This is a genomic window from Nostoc sp. 'Peltigera membranacea cyanobiont' 213 (genome assembly GCF_002245975.1).
Taxonomy (GTDB): domain Bacteria; phylum Cyanobacteriota; class Cyanobacteriia; order Cyanobacteriales; family Nostocaceae; genus Nostoc.
Genome location: NZ_NOLI01000030.1, coordinates 45,747 through 64,714 on the forward strand (window position 1 = coordinate 45,747; position 18,968 = coordinate 64,714).

Below are 18,968 nucleotides of genomic sequence, written 5' to 3' on the forward strand. Positions count from 1 at the left end.
ATGGCAATGGATAATGTCAATAACAACGAAGAGTTAAATAATTATGAAATCGCCGTTATTGCAATGGTGGGTCAGTTTCCAGGAGCCAAAGATATTGATGAATTTTGGCAGAATCTATCTCTTGGGGTAGAATCTATCACTTGGTTTACAGACGAGGAATTGTTAAAGGCTGGCATCGATCCAGATTGGCTGAGTAACCCCAACTATGTAAAAGCTAATGCTGTTCTGTCAAACATGGAGTTATTTGATGCGAATTTCTTTGGTTATAGTGCTAAAGAAGCTGAGATCGTCGATCCGCAACAGCGCCTGTTTTTAGAATCGGCATGGACAGCTTTAGAACAGGCTGGTTACAATCCCCAAATTTACAAGGGTTTGATCGGTGTTTATGCGGGTCTGGGTCTGAATAGTTATTTGCTCAACAATCTAACTCCAAACCGCGAACTTTTAGAGACAGTCGATCCTTTACAACTACTAATCTCCAGCGACAAAGATTTTTTGCCGATGCGGGTGGCTTATAAACTCAATTTGACAGGGCCGGCGGTGAATGTGCAAACAGCCTGTTCTACTTCCTTAGCTGCTGTTCACTTTGCTTGCCAAAGTTTGCTCAATGGGGAATGTGACATGGCTTTGGCTGGTGGAGTTTCTCTCAGCTTTCTGGAAAACACGGGTTATTTGTATCAAGAGGGAATGATTCTATCCCCCGATGGACACTGCCGTGCTTTTGATGCCAATGCACAGGGAACTATTGGCGGTAGCGGTGTCGGAATTGTTGTCTTAAAAAGGTTAAACGAAGCTCTAGCTGATGGAGATTGCATCCAGGCAATCATTAAAGGCTCGGCGATCAATAACGATGGTGCCCTCAAAGTGGGTTACACTGCTCCCAGCATCAATGGTCAAGCGGCAGTGATTGCCGAGGCTCAAGCTGTTGCTGGAGTAGATGCCGAGACAATTTCCTATATCGAAGCCCACGGAACTGGCACGCCTCTAGGAGATCCGATTGAAATCGCCGCTTTAACGCAAGCTTTTGCTCAGAGTACTGATAAAAAAGGCTTCTGTGCGATTGGTTCGGTGAAAACAAATGTCGGACATTTGAATGCAGCAGCAGGTGTGACAGGTCTGATTAAAAGTGTAATGGCGCTACAACACAAATTGCTGCCTCCTAGTTTGAACTTCTCGACACCCAATCCCAAAATTGATTTCGCTAATAGTCCTTTCTACGTCAATACAACTCTTAGTGAATGGAAAACAAATAACATTCCTCGTCGGGCTGGGGTTAGTTCTTTTGGAATTGGGGGTACTAATGCTCATGTAATTCTTGAGGAAGCACCTGTTTTTGGGCAGGGAGCAGGGGGCAGGGAGCAGGGGAGAAATTATCAACTGTTGGTACTTTCAGCTAAAACTGCGATCGCACTCGATCGGGCAACATCTAATCTAGTCGCCCATTTAAAACAGCATCCCGAACTTAATTTAGCTGATGTCGCTTATACTCTCAGCATTGGTCGCTGGGTTTTTAACCACCGCAGGATGGTAGTTTGTCAGAACTTAGGAGAAGCCGTCAAAGTTTTAAGTAATTTAGAACCAAAACAAGTTTTTAGCAACTGCACTGAAGTTGTAGATCGGTCTGTTGTCTTCATGTTTCCCGGACAGGGTTCTCAGTATGTGAATATGACGCGGGAAATTTACCAAACCGAGGCAATATTTCGAGAACAAGTTGATTTATGCTCAGAAATTCTCTTGCCTCAATTAGGACTCGATCTGCGTCATCTAATCTACCCTGATGAGGAAAATAGCGATCGCGCATCAAAGCAACTTCAGCAAACAGCGATCGCTCAACCAGCTATTTTTGTGATTGAATATGCCTTAACTAAATTATGGCAGTCTTATGGAGTAAATCCTGTGGCTGCGATCGGTCACAGTATTGGCGAATATGTCGCCGCTTGTATCGCCGAAGTTTTTTCCTTAGAAGCTGCCTTATCTCTGGTAGCAACACGGGGGCAAATGATGCAGCAACTTCCCAATGGGGCAATGCTCGCTATTCCCCTGCCCGAAGACAGAGTAAAGTCTCTGTTAGGACAAGAACTTTCCTTAGCAGCAATTAACCAACCGTTCCAGTGCGTAGTTTCCGGTTCCACAACAGCAGTAGATGCCCTAGAAAATCAACTGACTACACAAGGCATTGAATGCCGCCGTCTGCATACGAACCATGCCTTCCACTCCCAAATGATGGAACCGATCTTGGAGGCATTTGCACATCGGGTAAAACAAGTTACCTTAAATCCTCCCAACATTCCTTATATATCCAACGTTACTGGTACTTGGATTACCGCTACACAAGCCACAAATCCTGACTATTACGCTCAACATCTGCGTTCCACAGTGCTATTTGCCCAAGGTGTAGAGAAGTTGTTGGCAACACCTGAGCAAATCCTGTTAGAGGTGGGGCCAGGACGGACGCTAACTACATTAGCTAAAAGGCATCCAGACAAACCAGCTGCACAAACGGTGTTAACTTCAGTCCGTCATCCCCAAGAGGAACAATCGGATATAGCTTTTTTATTCACCACACTGGGGCAACTCTGGCTTGCTGGGGCAAAGGTGGATTGGTTTGGATTCTATAAGCAAGAGCAGCATTATCGTCTTCCCTTACCTACTTATCCCTTTGAACGCCAACGTTATTGGATTGAACCGCCAAGAAAAAATGTTCTTGAGTTTCAAGCAACACCAAGTAAAAAACCGGATATCGCTGATTGGTTTTATGTCCCATCCTGGAAAAGGTCTCCGCTTTCTGTTAGTCAACCAGAGCATTTACAGGGCAGCGTTCTGCTGTTTATCAATGAGTGCAACTTGGGTTCTCAACTGGTAAAAGAACTGCAAAACGAATCTCAAAAAGTGATTCTTGTCAAGATAGGAGAGTCGTTTAAAAAAGAGAATCAAGGCTCATATACCCTCAATCCTCGACAATCCAAGGACTACGAAACTTTGTTGGCAGAATTGGGAGATATCCCTAAAACCATCGTTCATTTATGGAGTCTAGCCGAAAAAAATCACGCCGCATCAGAATTGGTAGGAATTGACCAAGCTTTAGATTTAGGATTTTACAGTTTGCTATTTCTTGCTCAGGCATTTGGTAAACAAAATGTTACCGATCGCTTTCAATTGATAGTTATATCAAATAATATGCAGGACGTAACCGCAGAAGAGAAACTACGTCCTGAGCAAGCCACTTTAATCGGCCCGATCAGAACTATTCCTAAAGAATACCCTTACTTAAGTTGTCGTAGTGTTGACGTAGTTATTCCGCAATCAGAAACCTGGCAAGAGAAGCAACTGATCGGACAGCTGCAAGCAGAATTAAAGGTTAAATCTGACCAACAAATTATTGCCTACCGTAAACAACATCGTTGGGTACAAACTTTCGAGTCAGTCAGATTAGAGAACTCAGATGGGGGAATACAAAGGTTAAAGGAAGGCGGAGTCTATCTGATTACAGGTGGGCTTGGAGGTATAGGACTGGCACTGGCGGAATATTTGGCGCTAACAGTTAAGGTTAAATTGATCCTGACAGGGCGTTCTGATTTTCCGGCTCAAACTCACTGGGAACAATGGCTAGCTAGTCATGACGCTCAAGATGATACAAGTTACAAGATCCAAAAATTGCAAGCAATAGAGAAACTGGGTACTAAGGTTTTGATTGTCAATGCAGATGTTACCAACCTGGAACAAATGCAAAACGCCATAGCTCAAGCATTAGAGCTATTTGGTCAAATTAATGGTGTAATCCACTCAGCAGGTGTTCCTGGGGGAGGAGTGATTCAGCTAAAAACGCCAGAAATAGCACAAAAAGTTCTTGTTCCTAAAATCAGGGGAACCCTCGTACTTGATGCTCTCTTCAAGGATGTTCAGCTAGATTTCTTTATTCTTTGTTCATCACTCAGTTCAATTCTAAATGACTTTGGACAGGTAGACTATTGTGCAGCCAATGCCTTTCTTGATGCCTTCGCTCATCATAAAACCTCAGAAAATGGAACATTCACAGTAAGTATTAACTGGGATGGCTGGCAAGAAGTCGGGATGGCCGCAGCGGCAGCAAAACAACGAATCGGAACCTTGGATCTTCCCTTAACACCCGCTCGAATCGATGAAAGGGAAAAAACCTTTTCCGCTTCCCAAAGCCAGAATTTTTGTTTGGAAATATCCTCTCCTGGTATTTTAGAAACCTTGAGATTTCAAACTGCCAAACGCCAGAAACCAGGTGCAGGTGAGGTAGAAATAGAGATATATGCTGCCGGACTCAACTACAAGGAAGTGCTTTTAGCGCTGGGGATGCTTCCAGTTCAATCTAATACTCCTTTAAACTTCGGTTTGGAATGTGCAGGAAAGATTGTGGCGCTGGGAGAAAGTGTCGAGGGTTATCAGATAGGAGATGAAGTCATTGCTTTTTCTTCTTCCTGCTTTAGTGCATTTACAACAACTTCCGCCTCCTATGTCGCACCCAAACCAAATCATCTGAGTTTAGAAGAGGCAGCAACAATTCCGATTTCGTTTATGACAGCCTACTATGCGCTGAATAAATTGGGCAGGCTTTGCAAAGGGGAAAGTGTTCTCATCCATGCCGCCGCCGGAGGTGTGGGCATGGCTGCGATCCAAATTGCCCAGATGATCGGTGCAGAAATCTTTGTCACAGCTGGCAGTCCAGAAAAACGGGCGTTTCTGCATTCTCTGGGAATTGAATATGTGATGGATTCAAGGTCTTTGGCTTTTGCCGATGAAGTGATGCAATACACTAACGGCAAGGGTATTGATGTCGTTTTGAACTCTTTAGGGGGAGAATTCATACCCAAAAGCTTGTCAATTTTAGCACCTTACGGACGTTTTCTGGAACTTGGCAAGCAAAATATCGATGAGAACAGCCAGGTGGGTTTACGGCTTTCTGAGAAAAGCTTATCCTTCTTTACCATAGATTTGGAGCCGAATATCCCTAACTTTAGTTCCATATTCCTGGAAGTGGTGCAACACTTCAAAAATGGGAATTTTAGTCCCCTTCCTCATCAAGTATTCCCAATTTCAGAAGTGGCGATCGCTTTTGAGTATATGGCACAAGCGAAGCACATCGGCAAGCTCGTTGTATCGTTACAGGATAAAGAGGCACTGAAAAAGATAGCATCTGAAGTGTTCAACGGAGTCCGCTCAGATCATATTTTCCCAAAAATTAGTCAACCTGCTGATTCTGGTCTGTACGAACAAGCGATCGCAACTACAAATATACTTCACAAAGACCATAAGTTAGGGCTATTACCCGCAGAGGGCGTAGATGTTTTTCGTCGTCTTTTGTGTAATACACTGCCTCAAGTTATTGTATCCACACGAGATTTACATTCTCGGATTGAGCAAAACCAAGTCTCTACACTACTTAGTTTTTTAGAAGAATCATCGAAGGAGGATCTACCCAAACAGGTACACCAACGACCACCAATAACTCAGGCTTATATTGTTCCGAGAAACAAGCTTGAGCAGATTATTGCTGGTATCTGGGAGGATATTCTTGGGTTTGAGCAGGTGGGAATCCACGATGATTTCTTTATGTTAGGAGGAGATTCCCTTGTAGCAGTGAGGGTCATGGCTCAAATAAAGAACATATTTCAGGTAGAGTTACCCTCGGCTACCCTGCTCCAGAAGCCCACTATTGCCCAACTATCCCAACTGCTCAAAGCCAGTAATCATTCTACTATTAATAGACATCTCCAGAAATTAGGTTTTCGCCAAGACCAGATAAAAGCTTCAGATTCTTTTTCAAAGATGTCTAATGCGATTAATTCAGTATTAATACCCATTCAGCTTAAAGGAGAACAAGTTCCTCTATTCTGTGTTCATCCGGTAGGTGGGAACGTACTGTGCTATGCAGCACTCTCCCAACAGTTAGGGCAGGAACATCCTATCTATGGACTGCAATCATTAGGCTTAATAGAACAGCAGCTGACTTTGAACACCATTGAGGCAATGGCCAGTCACTACCTTGAGGAAATCTTGACGGTGCAACCTCAGGGGCCTTATCACCTTATAGGCTGGTCGATGGGAGGTATAATTTCTTACGAAATAGCACAACAGCTTATTCATCGAGGAGAGACAGTTGCATTGTTAGTTCTGATTGATAGCCATATCCCGACTGCTGAAGACATACCAGGCAAGGATCAACTCCTTGTGGAGTTCATAAAAGATTTAGCTGGGCAGTCGAGACAAAGCTTGCACTCAGTTCTAGAGTCACTAGAAGGAAAACTAGTTTCTTTAGAGCAAGTATTCAAACTTACCCAACATCATCAACTTTTCCCATCTGAGTTGTCTTTGGAGCAATTACAGCGCTTATGGCGGGTTTTTCAAGTAAATATGCTGGCCTTAACCCAGTATCACCCGCAGCCATATAACGGGGCAGTTTTATCACTTGTAGCAAGTGAGTCAGTCGCACAAGCCTCGCATACAGTAAGTAATGGTGGAGACAGAGTTATATGGGACACGCTAATTAAAGGCGAACTGAGTGTACACATCATTAATGGAGATCATTTTACCCTGATGCGAGAGCCAAACCAAGTTGCCGAAATTGCATACTACCTTGGTTGCTATCTCTAGGATACTTTGCCTAAGTAGACAAGGTTGAAACTGGGGTCTGATCGGGGACTCCAGTTAAATCTCCCTCAAATTTTTTCGCTCTTAGATAAAACCGCCCTACTAAAATTAGGCTGGAAATTGCCGGAGCCATAATTAAACCGTACCATAAACCAGTTCCTCCCCATCCTAAAATTATTCCCATTAGATAACCTCCACCCAGCCCAACACCCCAGAAAGACAATGTGTTAATTATCATAGGTACGCGGGTATCTTGCAATCCTAACAAAGCCCCAACCGCAATTCCTTGAATACTGGAAAAAACTTGGTAGACTGCAACTAATTTTAGGAAATTTATTGCCTGAGTAATTGCTACGGCATTATCAGGATTATTAATGTCCAAATAAAGGGTGGCAATGGGTTGGGAAAACAGTTCAAAACCTATCGCTACAACGAACGCCAACAGTACGCTTAAACTAAGATTAACAAAGGTTGCCCTGATTACTCCCTTAGGGTTCTTCTCTCCCATCATCTGCCCTACTCTCGCCGTAACCGCGTAAGAAATTGCCATTGTAATTGCTGAAAAGATACTTGATGCCTGGAGAGCAATTTCATGGGCTGCTAAACTGGAGGTTCCCAACCTTCCCATTAGCATTGCCGTGATGGTGAACAGCCCCATTTCAATTGCTAATTGAATTCCCGTCGGCCATCCGATCTGAAAAATTTTACCAAATATCTCTCGATCGAACTCATCCAAATAGCGAAAAAGCTTGTAGTCTCTACTGTTAGGATGAAAATAAATCAGCATAACTGAGGCTAGGAAACTTACCCAATAAACGAGCATAGTTCCCCAGCTTATTCCAGCTAAACCAAGGGCAGGGAAACCTAAAAAGCCAAACATCAGTACGTAATTGACAGGTATATTCAGCAGTAAAGAGACAACTATAATTACCATGCCAAATTGGGGAAAATTGATTGCAGCAGCAATTTGTTTTAAATATAAAAAACCCAGCATGGCAGGTAATCCCCAAACCAAAACATGTAAATAGCTTTTTGTCAATAAAATATTGCTTTCTTCTTGACCTAGTAAGGGCAGTATAGAATCACAGTTCCATAAGAGAAGCATTGCGGGTAAAGATAGGGCAACTGCCAGCCACAGTCCTTGACAATTAATCCGGCTGACCCTATCGAGATTGTTTGCTCCAAAAGCCTCGGCAGCAAGCGCCCCTGCTGCTCTGAGAATACCAATGCAAATAGATGCCAGAGTCAGAAAAATAACTACACCCAAAGCACCCGCCGCTAAATTTTGAGTGCCAAGTAAACCCATCATTACCGAATTGATTACAGGTATAGTAAATTCAGCTAGTTGAGCAACTGCTAAGGGTACAGCCAATCCTAGACTAACTCGTGCTTCAGTTAGAAAATCTGACTTAAATTCTGTTGAGGTTATTTGCTCCATAAACAATTGCGAATTGTGAATTGGTTTAAATTCTTTTACCTACCTGCTTATAACCTATAATGCTTTTAGCAAAATTAGGTTCATAGAATCTAAATCCTGTTTATAGGTTATGGGGGACTCAGTGAGTAAGTCTGATATTGAGGAAAATGGGGCAACTATAAGCAGTCCGATACCAGAAAAGGTAGCAGAAATGTATAATGCGCCCGGAGGTCAAGGAGGGCATCTCATCTTTGACGGGCAGTTTCATTGGGGCTATTGGGACGAAAAGAATCCTGACGCCAGTCTTGCTGAGGCAGCCGATCGCCTGACTCAGATTATGATCGGCAAGTCGGAGATATCTCAAGGAGAACGCTTCTGCGATCTGGGATGCGGTGTTGGTGTGCCAGCTATGCGGATTGCAAAAGCGAAAGAATGTTTCGTTGATGCAATTACCATCAGCAAGTACCAATACGACAAGGCGAAGCAGCTAGCTGAAGAAGCTGGTATGTCCGATCGAGTCCGCTTCATCCAGGGCAATGCGTTGGAAATGCCCTGCGACGATGCAACCTATGACGGAGGCTGGTTTTTTGAAACCATTTTTCACATGGGACACCGCGAAGCCCTACAAGAAGCTTATCGAATCTTGAAGCCAGGGGCCACATTACTAATCGCTGACTTGCCAACACGGTCAAACATTACCGAAGAATTTAAGACGTTTGCCAAAGAAAAAATTCATTCGGTCTTTATTCCAAAGGAAGATTATCCAGGACTGTTGGATGAAGCTGGGTTTGACTTGATCGAAATTGATGACGTAACCGAATTTGTGATTCCTCCTCTGGTTCCAAAGGTTAAAGTCGCGTTCAAACAGTATGAGACCGAAATTCTGCAATACGTTGAGAGTCAAGCGATCGGCCGTTGGGTCGGAATGTTTGAGGATATGTGTGAGAATCTTGGGTATATGCTGGTAAAGGCAAAAAGGAGAGCATAAATACTGGTTCAATTAAATGAGAATCGAGATGACAACAGAGATTACAAGGGATAGTATCTTTAACATCATTGTCCAACACACTTGTGAAGTTATTCCAGAACTGGAGAGCCATTCCATTGTTGAGACGGATCGACTCGCTGACTTAGGAGCCAACTCAATGGATCGAGCCGATATTGTCATGATGACGCTGGAATCGCTGTCGCTAAAAATCCCCCTAATTGAGCTTGCAAAAGCCAAGAGTATAGGCGAGTTTACCAATCTGCTGTATGAGAAACATCAGTTTACCTAAAATACTTATTACAGGAGTTGGAGTCACCACTGCGATCGCGCAAGGAAAAGTTAATTTTTTAGAGGCGATACTTGCTGGGAAATCAGCTTTTGCTGAACTCAATCGACCTGGGCGAAAGATCGTTGATGCCAATCTGCGTCTGTTGGGTTGCGAAATTGACAATCTTGTGATTCCTGATGGGATTGCCGAGAAAGATTTACGGACAGCCTCATGGTCGGCTCAAGTCGGAGTTTCTACCCTGGATGAAGCATGGCGGGATGCCCGACTTGATGATGTCGATCCTTGCCGCATCGGTCTAATTGTTGGTGGCTCGAATTTCCAGCAGCGTGAATTGGTGCTGATTCAGGAAAAGTATGCAGATCGGACTCATTTTCTCAGACCGAGTTATGGCACGACATTTCTTGACAGTGATATTTGTGGACTCTGTACCCAATATTTTCCTGTGAAAGGATTCGCGCATACTATAGGGGGCGCGTCGGCTAGCGGTCAGTTGGCAATCATTGAGGCGAGCGAAGCTGTTGCAAGTGGTAGAGTTGACGTGTGCATCGCTATGGGAGCTTTGATGGATCTGTCCCATTGGGAGTGTCGAGGACTGCGAGCTATGGGGGCTATGGGGTCAAATCGTTATGCTAATGAGCCATCATTAGCCAGTCGCCCTTTCGATCGCGATCGCGACGGATTTATTTTTGGCGAGTCCTGTGGCGTGGTGGTGATTGAAAAAGAGGATACAGCGACTCGTTCTGGCGTTTCGCCCTATGCCAAAGTTTTGGGGTGGGCGACCAGGATGGACGGAAACCGCAACCCCAATCCATCCAAGTCAGGTGAACTGTCTGTCATCTGGGAATCATTGGCTCGTTCTGGATTGTCGCCGCCAGCGATCGACTATATCAATCCCCACGGTAGCGGTTCCATCGCTGGGGACGAAACTGAAATTTCAGCCATTCGCGAGGCAGGTCTGTCCCACGCATATATCAATACAACCAAGTCACTAATCGGTCACGGACTGAGCGCCGCAGGAGCTGTTGAGGTGGTGACAACAGTTCTACAAATGCGTGCTGGAATGCTTCATCCATCGCGAAACTTAGAAAGTCCAATCGACTCAACTTTTAACTGGGTTCGGGAAAAATCTGTTACACATCAGATCGAATATGCGATCGCCCTGAGTATGGGATTTGGCGGAATCAATACGGCATTATGTCTCGGACGATGTTAAACGAGGAACAATCATGATATCAGTTGGAATCGAAAGCATGAATGCTTTTGGCGGTAGTGTCGTCCTTGATGTGATGGATCTGGCTCGTCATCGACAGCTAGATATGCGGCGGTTTGAAAATTTATTAATGAAGGAAAAAGCAGTTGCCCTCCCGTTTGAAGATCCCATCACTTTTGGTGTCAACGCTGCCAAACCTTTAATCGACTCCCTCTCAGAAGAGGAAAAAGGACAAATAGAATTGCTCATTACCTGCTCAGAATCAGGGATTGATTTCGGTAAATCCATTAGCGCCTACATTCATCAATACCTGGGTTTAAATCGATGCTGTCGCTTATTTGAGTTGAAGCAAGCGTGCTATGCAGCGACTGCCGGACTACAAATGGCCCTTAATTTCATCCTCTCGCAAACATCACCGGGTGCTAAGGCGTTGGTTGTAGCCACCGATATTTCCCGATTCGTTGTCACCCCAGGGGGTGAGGCACTTACCAACGACTGGTCTTATTTTGAGCCAAGTTCAGGTGCAGGGGCAGTAGCCATTCTCGTTAGTGACGATCCAAAGGTGTTTCAAGTCGATGTAGGTGCAAACGGCTATTACGGCTACGAAGTCATGGATACCTGCCGTCCCGTGCCAGACAGTGAATCGGGAGATGCCGATCTGTCTTTGATGTCGTATCTCGACTGCTGTGAGAAGGCGTTTATTGAGTATCAGAAGCGAGTTTCAGGCGTAGACTATCAAGACACCTTTGGGTACTTAACATTCCACACGCCTTTTGGTGGCATGGTCAAAGGGGCACACCGGATGATGATGCGTAAATTCACTAAGGTAAAGTTAAACGATATTGAACTTGACTTTAATCAGCGAGTTGCACTAGGACTTCGTTATTGCCAACGGGTGGGCAATATTATGGGCGGAACAGTGATGTTATCTTTGTCAAGTACGATCGACAATGGTGATTTCACGACACCAAAGCGACTAGGTTGCTTTTCCTACGGTTCTGGCTGTTGCTCCGAGTTCTACAGTGGTGTGGTGACAGCAAATGGACAGCAGTGGCAGCGTCAGTTTGAGATCGCGGCGATGCTAGACCGACGCTATCAGATTTCCATTGAGGAATACGAAGACCTTTTCCAGGGCAATCGCAGTGTCCGGTTCGGAACGAGAAATGTGACTTTAGACCCCACAATGCTTACGGGTATGCGATCGGCCTGGAAAGATAAACCATTGTTGACTTTACGCGAGATTCGAGAATTCCATCGTGAGTATGAATGGGTGAGCTAACGTATCAAACTATCAACGTCCGGTTTCAGGGATCAATTTGTCGCATTCAGCTGTGTCAGTCAGATTCCGAGAATGCGATTACCAACCGTCTTGTAACCGAACTTACAGATGTCCTTGCCATTTGTGAGAATAGAACTAGAGAGAAATCACAAGCGGTTTGTGTCGTTGTCATTGAAGGACTACCGGATGTTTTCTGTACTGGTGCAGACTTTCGCAAAATCGCTGAACAGAATGATGCGGCTGGGAGGGTCAATGCTGAACGCTTGTACCATTTATGGATGCAGCTGGCGATCGCTTCATTTGTCACAATTGCCCATGTGCGAGGTAGGGTGCGGGCTGGTGGAGTCGGATTTGTTGCCGCCTGCGATATCGTACTGGCGGATGAATCAGCAACTTTCGCGCTCTCCGAACTCATGTTTGGTCTGTTTCCCGCCTGTGTGTTACCATTTCTAATTCGCAAAGTGGGTGTGCAAAAATCTCATTACATGACGTTGACGACCATGCCGATTTCAGTCCAGGACGCATCCGCTAGTGGTTTAGTGGATGCCTATTCTGAAGACAGCGAATCTCTGTTACGTAAGCATCTGATTCGTCTCAGCCGACTGTCGAATTCAGCCGTATCCGAGTATAAAAAATATATGCACCAGCTAAACGATATGCTGATGCGATCGCAATCGTTGGCAGTTTCGACAAACGAGCAGTTGTTCTCCTCTCAAGAGAATCTCGACAAGATTCGGAGATACGTTAACGAAGGAAAATTTCCTTGGGAGCCATAGTGCGGAACTTACATACTGAATCGCAACTTAATTCATAATGATTACTTATCTTTTCCCTGGGCAGGGTTCACAAACAAGAGGAATGGGAAAACAACTGTTCGCAATATTTCCAGAGGAAACGGAAATTGCCAGTGACATTCTTGGGTATTCAATAGTTACATTGTGTACAGAAGATCCAAACAACCAGCTCGATCGGACACAATTCACTCAACCGGCGCTTTTTGTCGTTAATGCGCTGTCCTACAAACTGCGTCTAGCCGAATCTGGAAAGTTACCTAATTTCTTAGCCGGTCACAGTCTGGGTGAATACAACGCACTTCACAGTTCAGGAGCCTTTTCTTTTGAAGATGGTATTCGCCTAGTGGCAAAGCGCGGAGAACTCATGAGCCGTACACCCAATGGTGCGATGGCAGCTGTAATTGGCCCTGCCGCAGCCGATATTCGGACAATGCTAGACTCTCATGGACTGTCAGCAGTTTATATTGCAAACTACAATTCGCCACATCAAACCATTGTATCAGGTGCCAAAGCAGATATCGAGAAATCCAAGCAAGTCCTAGTAGATGAGGGAGCGGTTTACGTTTCTCTCAACACAAGTGGCGCGTTTCACTCTCCCTATATGGTTTCTGCAAGAGAAGAGTTTGCACGGTATCTGGAAAACTTTTCTTTTTCAAAACTGACGATTCCTGTGGTATGCAACGTCAATGCACGACCCTATCGACAAGAAGAGATTGCGTCCCAGTTAGCAGAGCAGATTACATCTCCTGTGCGCTGGTCTGAAAGCATCGGTTATCTGCTGTCCCAAGACGAAATGCAGTTTGAGGAACTAGGTGTCGGTAGAATCTTAACCAAGTTAATCCCAAGTATCAGACGAGAATATCAAGCGCAGCCAGACAATACTCCAAAAAATTCTAATATTCAACGCGATCGTCAAGTCGATCCCTCCTTGGCAAGTCAGTTCTCTATGAAGGGCGATCGCACTGATATTGAACGTTCCAGCCAATTTAATACCCAGTTGACTGTGGATAAAGAGAAACTAGCAGCTGAGGCACGAAAAAAAGTCGATCGCTGGAATCGCTTGTACCCAGTTGGTACAAAAGTACGCATTCCTGGATATGACATGGAATTGACGACCTGCACTCCCGCTGTCATTCTCTTTAGACATCGAGCAGCCGTTTATATGCAGAATTACAACGGCTATTTTGCTTTGGACGAAATATCATCACCCGCCGAGCGATGATAGTCGCTCAAAAAGGAGACTGCTTACACCAAAGACAAAACAGACACGGCTATTGTTTGACTCAAACAGATCGTGTAAAATCACGCAGTGTCTCGAAGCCATCCACCTATCATTCTATCATTTGATCAAATCACCGCTCTGAACAATGATAGAGTCAGATTTATTCTGGTTGAGTCTAAATATAGCAGTACCGCACTTACTTTCACATAGGTCAATCTTGGGGAGTGAATTAAATGAAATATAATCTATCAGATAGCCTTGAAAATCCTTCCTCTTTGAAATCAGGAGATCCGATGCAACTCCCACCTGTACTCAAAGGGGGGTGGCCGATTATTGGGCATCTTCCAGAATTTATGCACGATAAAGGCGCTCTGTTTTACAAGGGCTATCAGGAGTTAGGTAATGTATTTACTGTTAATATACCCAAACCGATAGTGGTGGTTACTGGCAGTGAATACCATCAATGGTTTTACAACGAAACTGACAAAAGCTTAAATATCGCCAAGGGCTATGAAATCCTGAAATATACGATCGGTGAAGTATTCCTTACCGCCTCAAAGGAGCAGTACAAAAAGCAGCGCATTTTTCTACCAATCATCTTCGGCAGAGAACGTAACTTGGGCTACTTAAATGCCATGAACTACGAAGTTGATGTCTGGCTCGATCGTTTAGGGGAGTCGGGCGAGATGGATATTATGGACGAGATGCGCCTAGTAACGCGGTCTATTGCTGGGCACGCCTTTGCTGGAGCAAATTTCCGAGATGAATTAGGTTCGGAATTCTGGGAAGCATATTCGGATATTGCCAAGTCCGTGAGCATCATTTTACCCCCTGACTGGCCACTGCCTAGATATAAACGTCGCGATCGCGCTAGGGCAAAGATCCGAAGCATTCTAGGTCGCCTTTGTCAACAACGTCGTCAAGCTCCTGAGGCCTACGACGATGTTATATCTTTGTTACTCAATACTCCTTTGGACGATGGAACCTACCTCGACGACCAGAAGGCGGCAGACCTATGGCTAGGTCTGATATTTGCCGGAAATGATACCACCGCACGGCAAGCCGCCTGGTGTGTTCTCCTCACCCTCCAACATCCGAACATTTTGGCACGTTTACAAACTGAAGTTGAGGTTCTAAATGACAGCATCGATGCCATGAGCTTTAGAAGCTTGCCACTAACCTTCCAAGTGATTGATGAGACAGTAAGGCTGAAACCTTCCGCAGATATGCTGCTGCGGGTCACTGAACAGGAGGTTCAAGTCGGGGATTATCAAATTCCCGCAGGCTGGCGTGTGGTTATAGCCGCCGGAAGTTCCCATTATCTAGAAAGCAAGTTTAGCAATCCACCTCTTTTTGACCCCGATCGCTTTAGCAAAGAACGGAGCGAAGGCAAAGACCAGTATGCTATTATGGGGTTTGGCGGAGGTGGGCGTAAATGTCCAGGGATGAACTTTGCGAAAAGTGAGATGGCCATCATCCTCGCCAAGTTGCTACGCAACTATGATTTGACCCTACTCACACCCAACCCAAAGACGATCAGCGTACTCGGCGGTGCGCCTCGACCATCACCCACGCGCATCAGTTATCAACGAAAAAGATCGCCAGTACATCCGATGCAATTAAACTGAGTGAGGAAATTCAATTCAGTAGATCGGTGCTACTCGTTCGGAACCCAATAAATTAAGCTAAATTGAGACTGATGTGTGGAATTGTTGCATTTTTATCAAAACAGGAACCAATTTCCCAAGAGGCATTGAAACGGGCAACCCAAAGCTTACACCATCGGGGACCAGACGGACAAAACTATTGGATTTCTCCCAATCAACGAGTTGGATTGGGTCATGCCCGACTCAGCATTATCGATCTGACAACCGGCGAACAGCCGATTGCTAATGAAGAGGAGAACCTGCATATTGTCGTTAATGGGGAGTTTTATGACTTTGAACAGATACAGGCTGACTTGAAACAATGGGGATATAAGCTTCGTACCCGCTCTGACAGTGAAATTGCCCTTCATCTTTACGACGAGTTCGGTACACAATGCTTACAGCGTTTGCGAGGCGAATTTGCATTTGTGCTATGGGATGAACGCAATCAAGTACTATTTGCGGCTCGCGATCGCTTTGGCATTAAGCCACTTTATTATACAGTAAATGGTGGTACTCTCTATTTAGCATCCGAAGTCAAGGCTTTATTTGCAGCAGGTGTGCCTGCTCGTTGGAACCCGGAGTCTTTTTTCCAATACAACAGCGCTGTATTAGAAGCAGATCGGACTTTATTTCAAGACATTTATGAGGTTCCCCCTGGTCATTTTCTGCTGGCTTCGGATTCTGGCTGGCAACTGATGCGCTACTGGGATTTTAATTATCCCCGTATGAACGAGCCTCTTACTCAATATAGTGAAGGCGAATACATTGAAAAACTTCGCCACACATTGGACGAAGCGATTCGACTCCGCTTGCAAGCTGATGTACCAGTTGGCTGCTATCTCAGCGGTGGACTCGATTCGTCTACTGTGCTGGGAATGGCAGCTAGACATACCTCTCACCCGATACAGGCGTTTACTATCGCCTTCGATCGACCCCTTGATGACGAACAAGCTTTCGCTCGCGAGACAGTTGAACACGCCGGGGCAAATCTTCATATCCTTCCGGTCAACCAATCCGATCTTGTCAGCCATTTTGCCGATGCTGTTTATTACGGTGAGAGGCTTACCAACAGTATCTCCACGGCTGGCAAATATTTATTGAGCAAAGCGACTCGAGATATGGGTTACAAAGTTGTACTCACGGGTGAAGGTTCTGACGAAATCTTCGGAGGATATGTTGCTATGCGTGAGGATATGTTGCTCTACAACACAGAAGGACAAGATGAGCAGATTGTACAGCAGCTATTAGCTCAATTGCAATTGAACAATCCAGTTTCTGCGCTTTTATTAGAAACTGATGCATCAGAGATGCCTTTAAACAGCGTGCAGCAGACTTTAGGTTTTGTACCAACCTGGCTCAAAAACGTTTCAGCTGACCTTATGAAAGCTGGCATTATGAAACTTTGCCCTTTTTATACGCCTGCATTTGCTGCTTTTGTGGCAGAACGCGACGCCTTTCGGATTTTCTTAAATCGCTTAGATGTACAGGGTCAACTAACTGGGCGGGAACCCGTCAATCAATCCCTTTATTTGTGGTCTAAAACGGTTTTGCCAAACTACGTTTTGAGAATGCTGGGCGATGGTGTAGAAATGGCACATTCGATTGAGGGGCGTCTGCCATTTCTTGACCATCATGTGGTTGAGCTAGTGCGCGACTTTCCTGTTTCACTCAAAATCCGTGGTACGACCGAAAAATATGTGCTGCGAGAAGCGGCACGCCCTTTCTTGACAGACACGATTTATCATCGTAAAAAGCACTCGTATTCTCCTCCACCTTCTGCTCTGCAAAGCAATCAGCCGTTGCAAGAACTACTCCAGGATACTCTGCGAGGCGAGGTGATGAAATCACTACCTTTCTACGACCAAAAAGCAGTTATTGCACTCCTAGATCGACTGCCCCAAATGGATGACAGTAAACGCAATCAACTAACTTTTACTCTGACAGGAATGGTGAGTGCTTGTATTTTACAAGAACGGTTTAAACTTACAGGATAAATAAAAGGTAAAACCAGGGTTTGTCTCCTCACCTCTGCTGAGATAGCTTGACTGTTAAGGGATTACCAGAATATGTAATTGAGCAAGCCTTTGCGGAACTGAAAATTAGATACAAGAAGCGATTATTTGATAAGAGTTAAAGTCAAAGATTGCCGAAAATTAAAGGTTAAGCTTGCCGAACCTATAGCCAGACTGGTTTTGTGGTCAAATACTCGTTTTGCGAGAGTGCGATCGCCTCCGACGGGCAGGTACGCCATCGTAAAGCACAATAATTCTTCTAAATGTAACCAGACCCTGACAAATTTTGGGTCTGTTAAAACTACAGCATCAATTACTATACCCCTCTTCTGTCCCTTTCCGGAATAAGCAAGTAGTAAATAAACTAAACTATCCAGAAGCATAAGAGGGTTTAAATTGATTCATTGCACTAATTAAATGATTGAATCCCAGGAATAAATCGGAATTAGGAAAAATATCTAGCCAAGGATAAATCAACCAAAATAGTAAGAGTGGTTGGAGAATTAGACGGAGATTATTTAAAGTATTCTTCCATCCGACCTCATGGTTCCATAGTTTATGATTAGAAAAATCAACTTTCATCTATTACTACTGTAATCGCATTGCCATCTAATGCTTTTTTGAGTTTATTTAATCTTCGTTGTTTTAATTCCTCTACTGACCAATCTGAATTAGCTAAAAAATGATGTAATGACTGTGCAGAATTTATACTTACGGCTTTCGCTATCTCTGGTAACGATTTTCTTTTAATTGGTGACATTATTCCCAGATGTAAATATTTGAAGCACTCATAATTTCTTACTTCCTTAAACAGGTCTTTATACTCTGCACAATATTCATCTATAATGGCAACTGTTGGGTGGGCATCTCTTGCCAAATGTTTCAGGATTTGTAATTCTACATCCATTGCCCTGCTTATCTTCCAGAGTTTTTTCTTTTAATCCTTTTATTCAGAATACTCGGAAAGTGACAGAAGAGGGATACAGCACTTCCGGCAGCTATGAGGTACATTCTAAAAGCTGAAAGCGATGATAGGAGAGGGGCAAGGAAAAAACTATATTGCATAATAGCCGGAAGCGCTGTATGCAGCCACAGTTACACATCATGCACATAGATGTAGAATTGATGTTACGGGTGTTCCCCAACACCTAACCACCCATATCCTCATAATCCCCTCACTCCAGACGAAATCCTGCATCAACTTCTATTTCTGCCTTAGCAATTGGGTCATCCTCATCATCATTAAAGAAACTATCATCTTCAGAATCTTCTTCCAAAATATTTGACCCTACTGGTTCTGCCGTAACAGGACTTGGCTCAGTGGCATCAAAAAAAGAAACCGAAGGAGGAACTAAATTAGCTGAAACAGGAGTTATTCCCACACCATTAGACATCTCCGAAAACAGTTAAAGCCTTTGTGTGGCTAGGCTGTAGCCCGTAAATGCAATCATCTTAAATTAGTTACTCTGTACGATAAAATAAGACTTTGA

At 44.4% G+C, this 18,968-nt stretch carries 12 protein-coding genes and 1 pseudogene; 9 read left to right on the plus strand and 4 right to left on the minus strand.

The window, feature by feature from the left end:
* Positions 1 to 6,621, plus strand: a complete 6,621-nt coding sequence (locus tag CDG77_RS38840; RefSeq protein WP_094329469.1) for a type I polyketide synthase — start codon at positions 1 to 3, stop codon at positions 6,619 to 6,621.
* 10 nt (positions 6,622 to 6,631) lie between these two features.
* Here CDG77_RS38840 and CDG77_RS11285 read toward each other — a convergent pair whose 3' ends face one another.
* A complete protein-coding gene (locus CDG77_RS11285; RefSeq protein ID WP_094329470.1) occupies positions 6,632 to 8,056 on the minus strand; it encodes an MATE family efflux transporter in 1,425 nt (474 codons plus the stop codon).
* Between the two features lie 121 nt (positions 8,057 to 8,177).
* On the opposite strand from CDG77_RS11285, the gene CDG77_RS11290 reads away from it, so the two are divergent.
* The 8 genes from CDG77_RS11290 to asnB all read left to right on the plus strand — a co-directional run bounded on the left by CDG77_RS11290 (position 8,178) and on the right by asnB (position 17,460).
* Positions 8,178 to 9,023, plus strand: a complete 846-nt coding sequence (locus CDG77_RS11290) for an SAM-dependent methyltransferase (RefSeq protein ID WP_223269783.1) — start codon at positions 8,178 to 8,180, stop codon at positions 9,021 to 9,023.
* Positions 9,024 to 9,051: 28 nt separating this feature from the next.
* Positions 9,052 to 9,312, plus strand: coding sequence for an acyl carrier protein (locus tag CDG77_RS11295; protein ID WP_094329479.1), 261 nt, complete (start codon positions 9,052 to 9,054; stop codon positions 9,310 to 9,312).
* On the plus strand, positions 9,290 to 10,525 hold the full coding sequence (locus tag CDG77_RS11300) for a beta-ketoacyl synthase N-terminal-like domain-containing protein (RefSeq protein WP_094329472.1): 1,236 nt from the start codon (positions 9,290 to 9,292) through the stop codon (positions 10,523 to 10,525). The genes CDG77_RS11295 and CDG77_RS11300 overlap by 23 nt, the downstream gene beginning before the upstream one ends.
* 13 nt (positions 10,526 to 10,538) lie before the next feature.
* Positions 10,539 to 11,801: a hydroxymethylglutaryl-CoA synthase family protein gene (locus CDG77_RS11305; protein ID WP_094329473.1), complete on the plus strand. Its 1,263-nt coding sequence runs from the start codon at positions 10,539 to 10,541 to the stop codon at positions 11,799 to 11,801.
* Entirely contained in the window at positions 11,789 to 12,577 is a 789-nt protein-coding gene (locus tag CDG77_RS11310) for an enoyl-CoA hydratase/isomerase (RefSeq protein WP_094329474.1), read from the plus strand. Before CDG77_RS11305 ends, CDG77_RS11310 begins: the two co-directional genes overlap by 13 nt.
* Before the next feature lie 37 nt (positions 12,578 to 12,614).
* On the plus strand, positions 12,615 to 13,817 hold the full coding sequence (gene fabD, locus CDG77_RS11315) for an ACP S-malonyltransferase (RefSeq protein ID WP_094329475.1): 1,203 nt from the start codon (positions 12,615 to 12,617) through the stop codon (positions 13,815 to 13,817).
* A gap of 233 nt (positions 13,818 to 14,050) precedes the next feature.
* On the plus strand, positions 14,051 to 15,445 hold the full coding sequence (locus CDG77_RS11320; RefSeq protein WP_094329476.1) for a cytochrome P450: 1,395 nt from the start codon (positions 14,051 to 14,053) through the stop codon (positions 15,443 to 15,445).
* A 71-nt stretch (positions 15,446 to 15,516) separates the two neighbouring features.
* Entirely contained in the window at positions 15,517 to 17,460 is a 1,944-nt protein-coding gene (asnB, locus tag CDG77_RS11325; RefSeq protein WP_094329477.1) for an asparagine synthase (glutamine-hydrolyzing), read from the plus strand.
* A 122-nt stretch (positions 17,461 to 17,582) separates the two neighbouring features.
* Here asnB and CDG77_RS36430 read toward each other — a convergent pair whose 3' ends face one another.
* The 3 genes and pseudogenes from CDG77_RS36430 to CDG77_RS11340 all read right to left on the minus strand — a co-directional run bounded on the left by CDG77_RS36430 (position 17,583) and on the right by CDG77_RS11340 (position 18,872).
* Positions 17,583 to 17,861, minus strand: coding sequence for a hypothetical protein (locus CDG77_RS36430; protein ID WP_094329478.1), 279 nt, complete (start codon positions 17,859 to 17,861; stop codon positions 17,583 to 17,585).
* A pseudogene (locus CDG77_RS11335) lies at positions 17,848 to 18,385 on the minus strand (transposase). The gene CDG77_RS36430 and the pseudogene CDG77_RS11335 overlap by 14 nt, the downstream one beginning before the upstream one ends.
* Before the next feature lie 268 nt (positions 18,386 to 18,653).
* A complete protein-coding gene (locus CDG77_RS11340; RefSeq protein ID WP_223269784.1) occupies positions 18,654 to 18,872 on the minus strand; it encodes a hypothetical protein in 219 nt (72 codons plus the stop codon).
* Between the last annotated feature and the right edge of the window lie 96 nt (positions 18,873 to 18,968).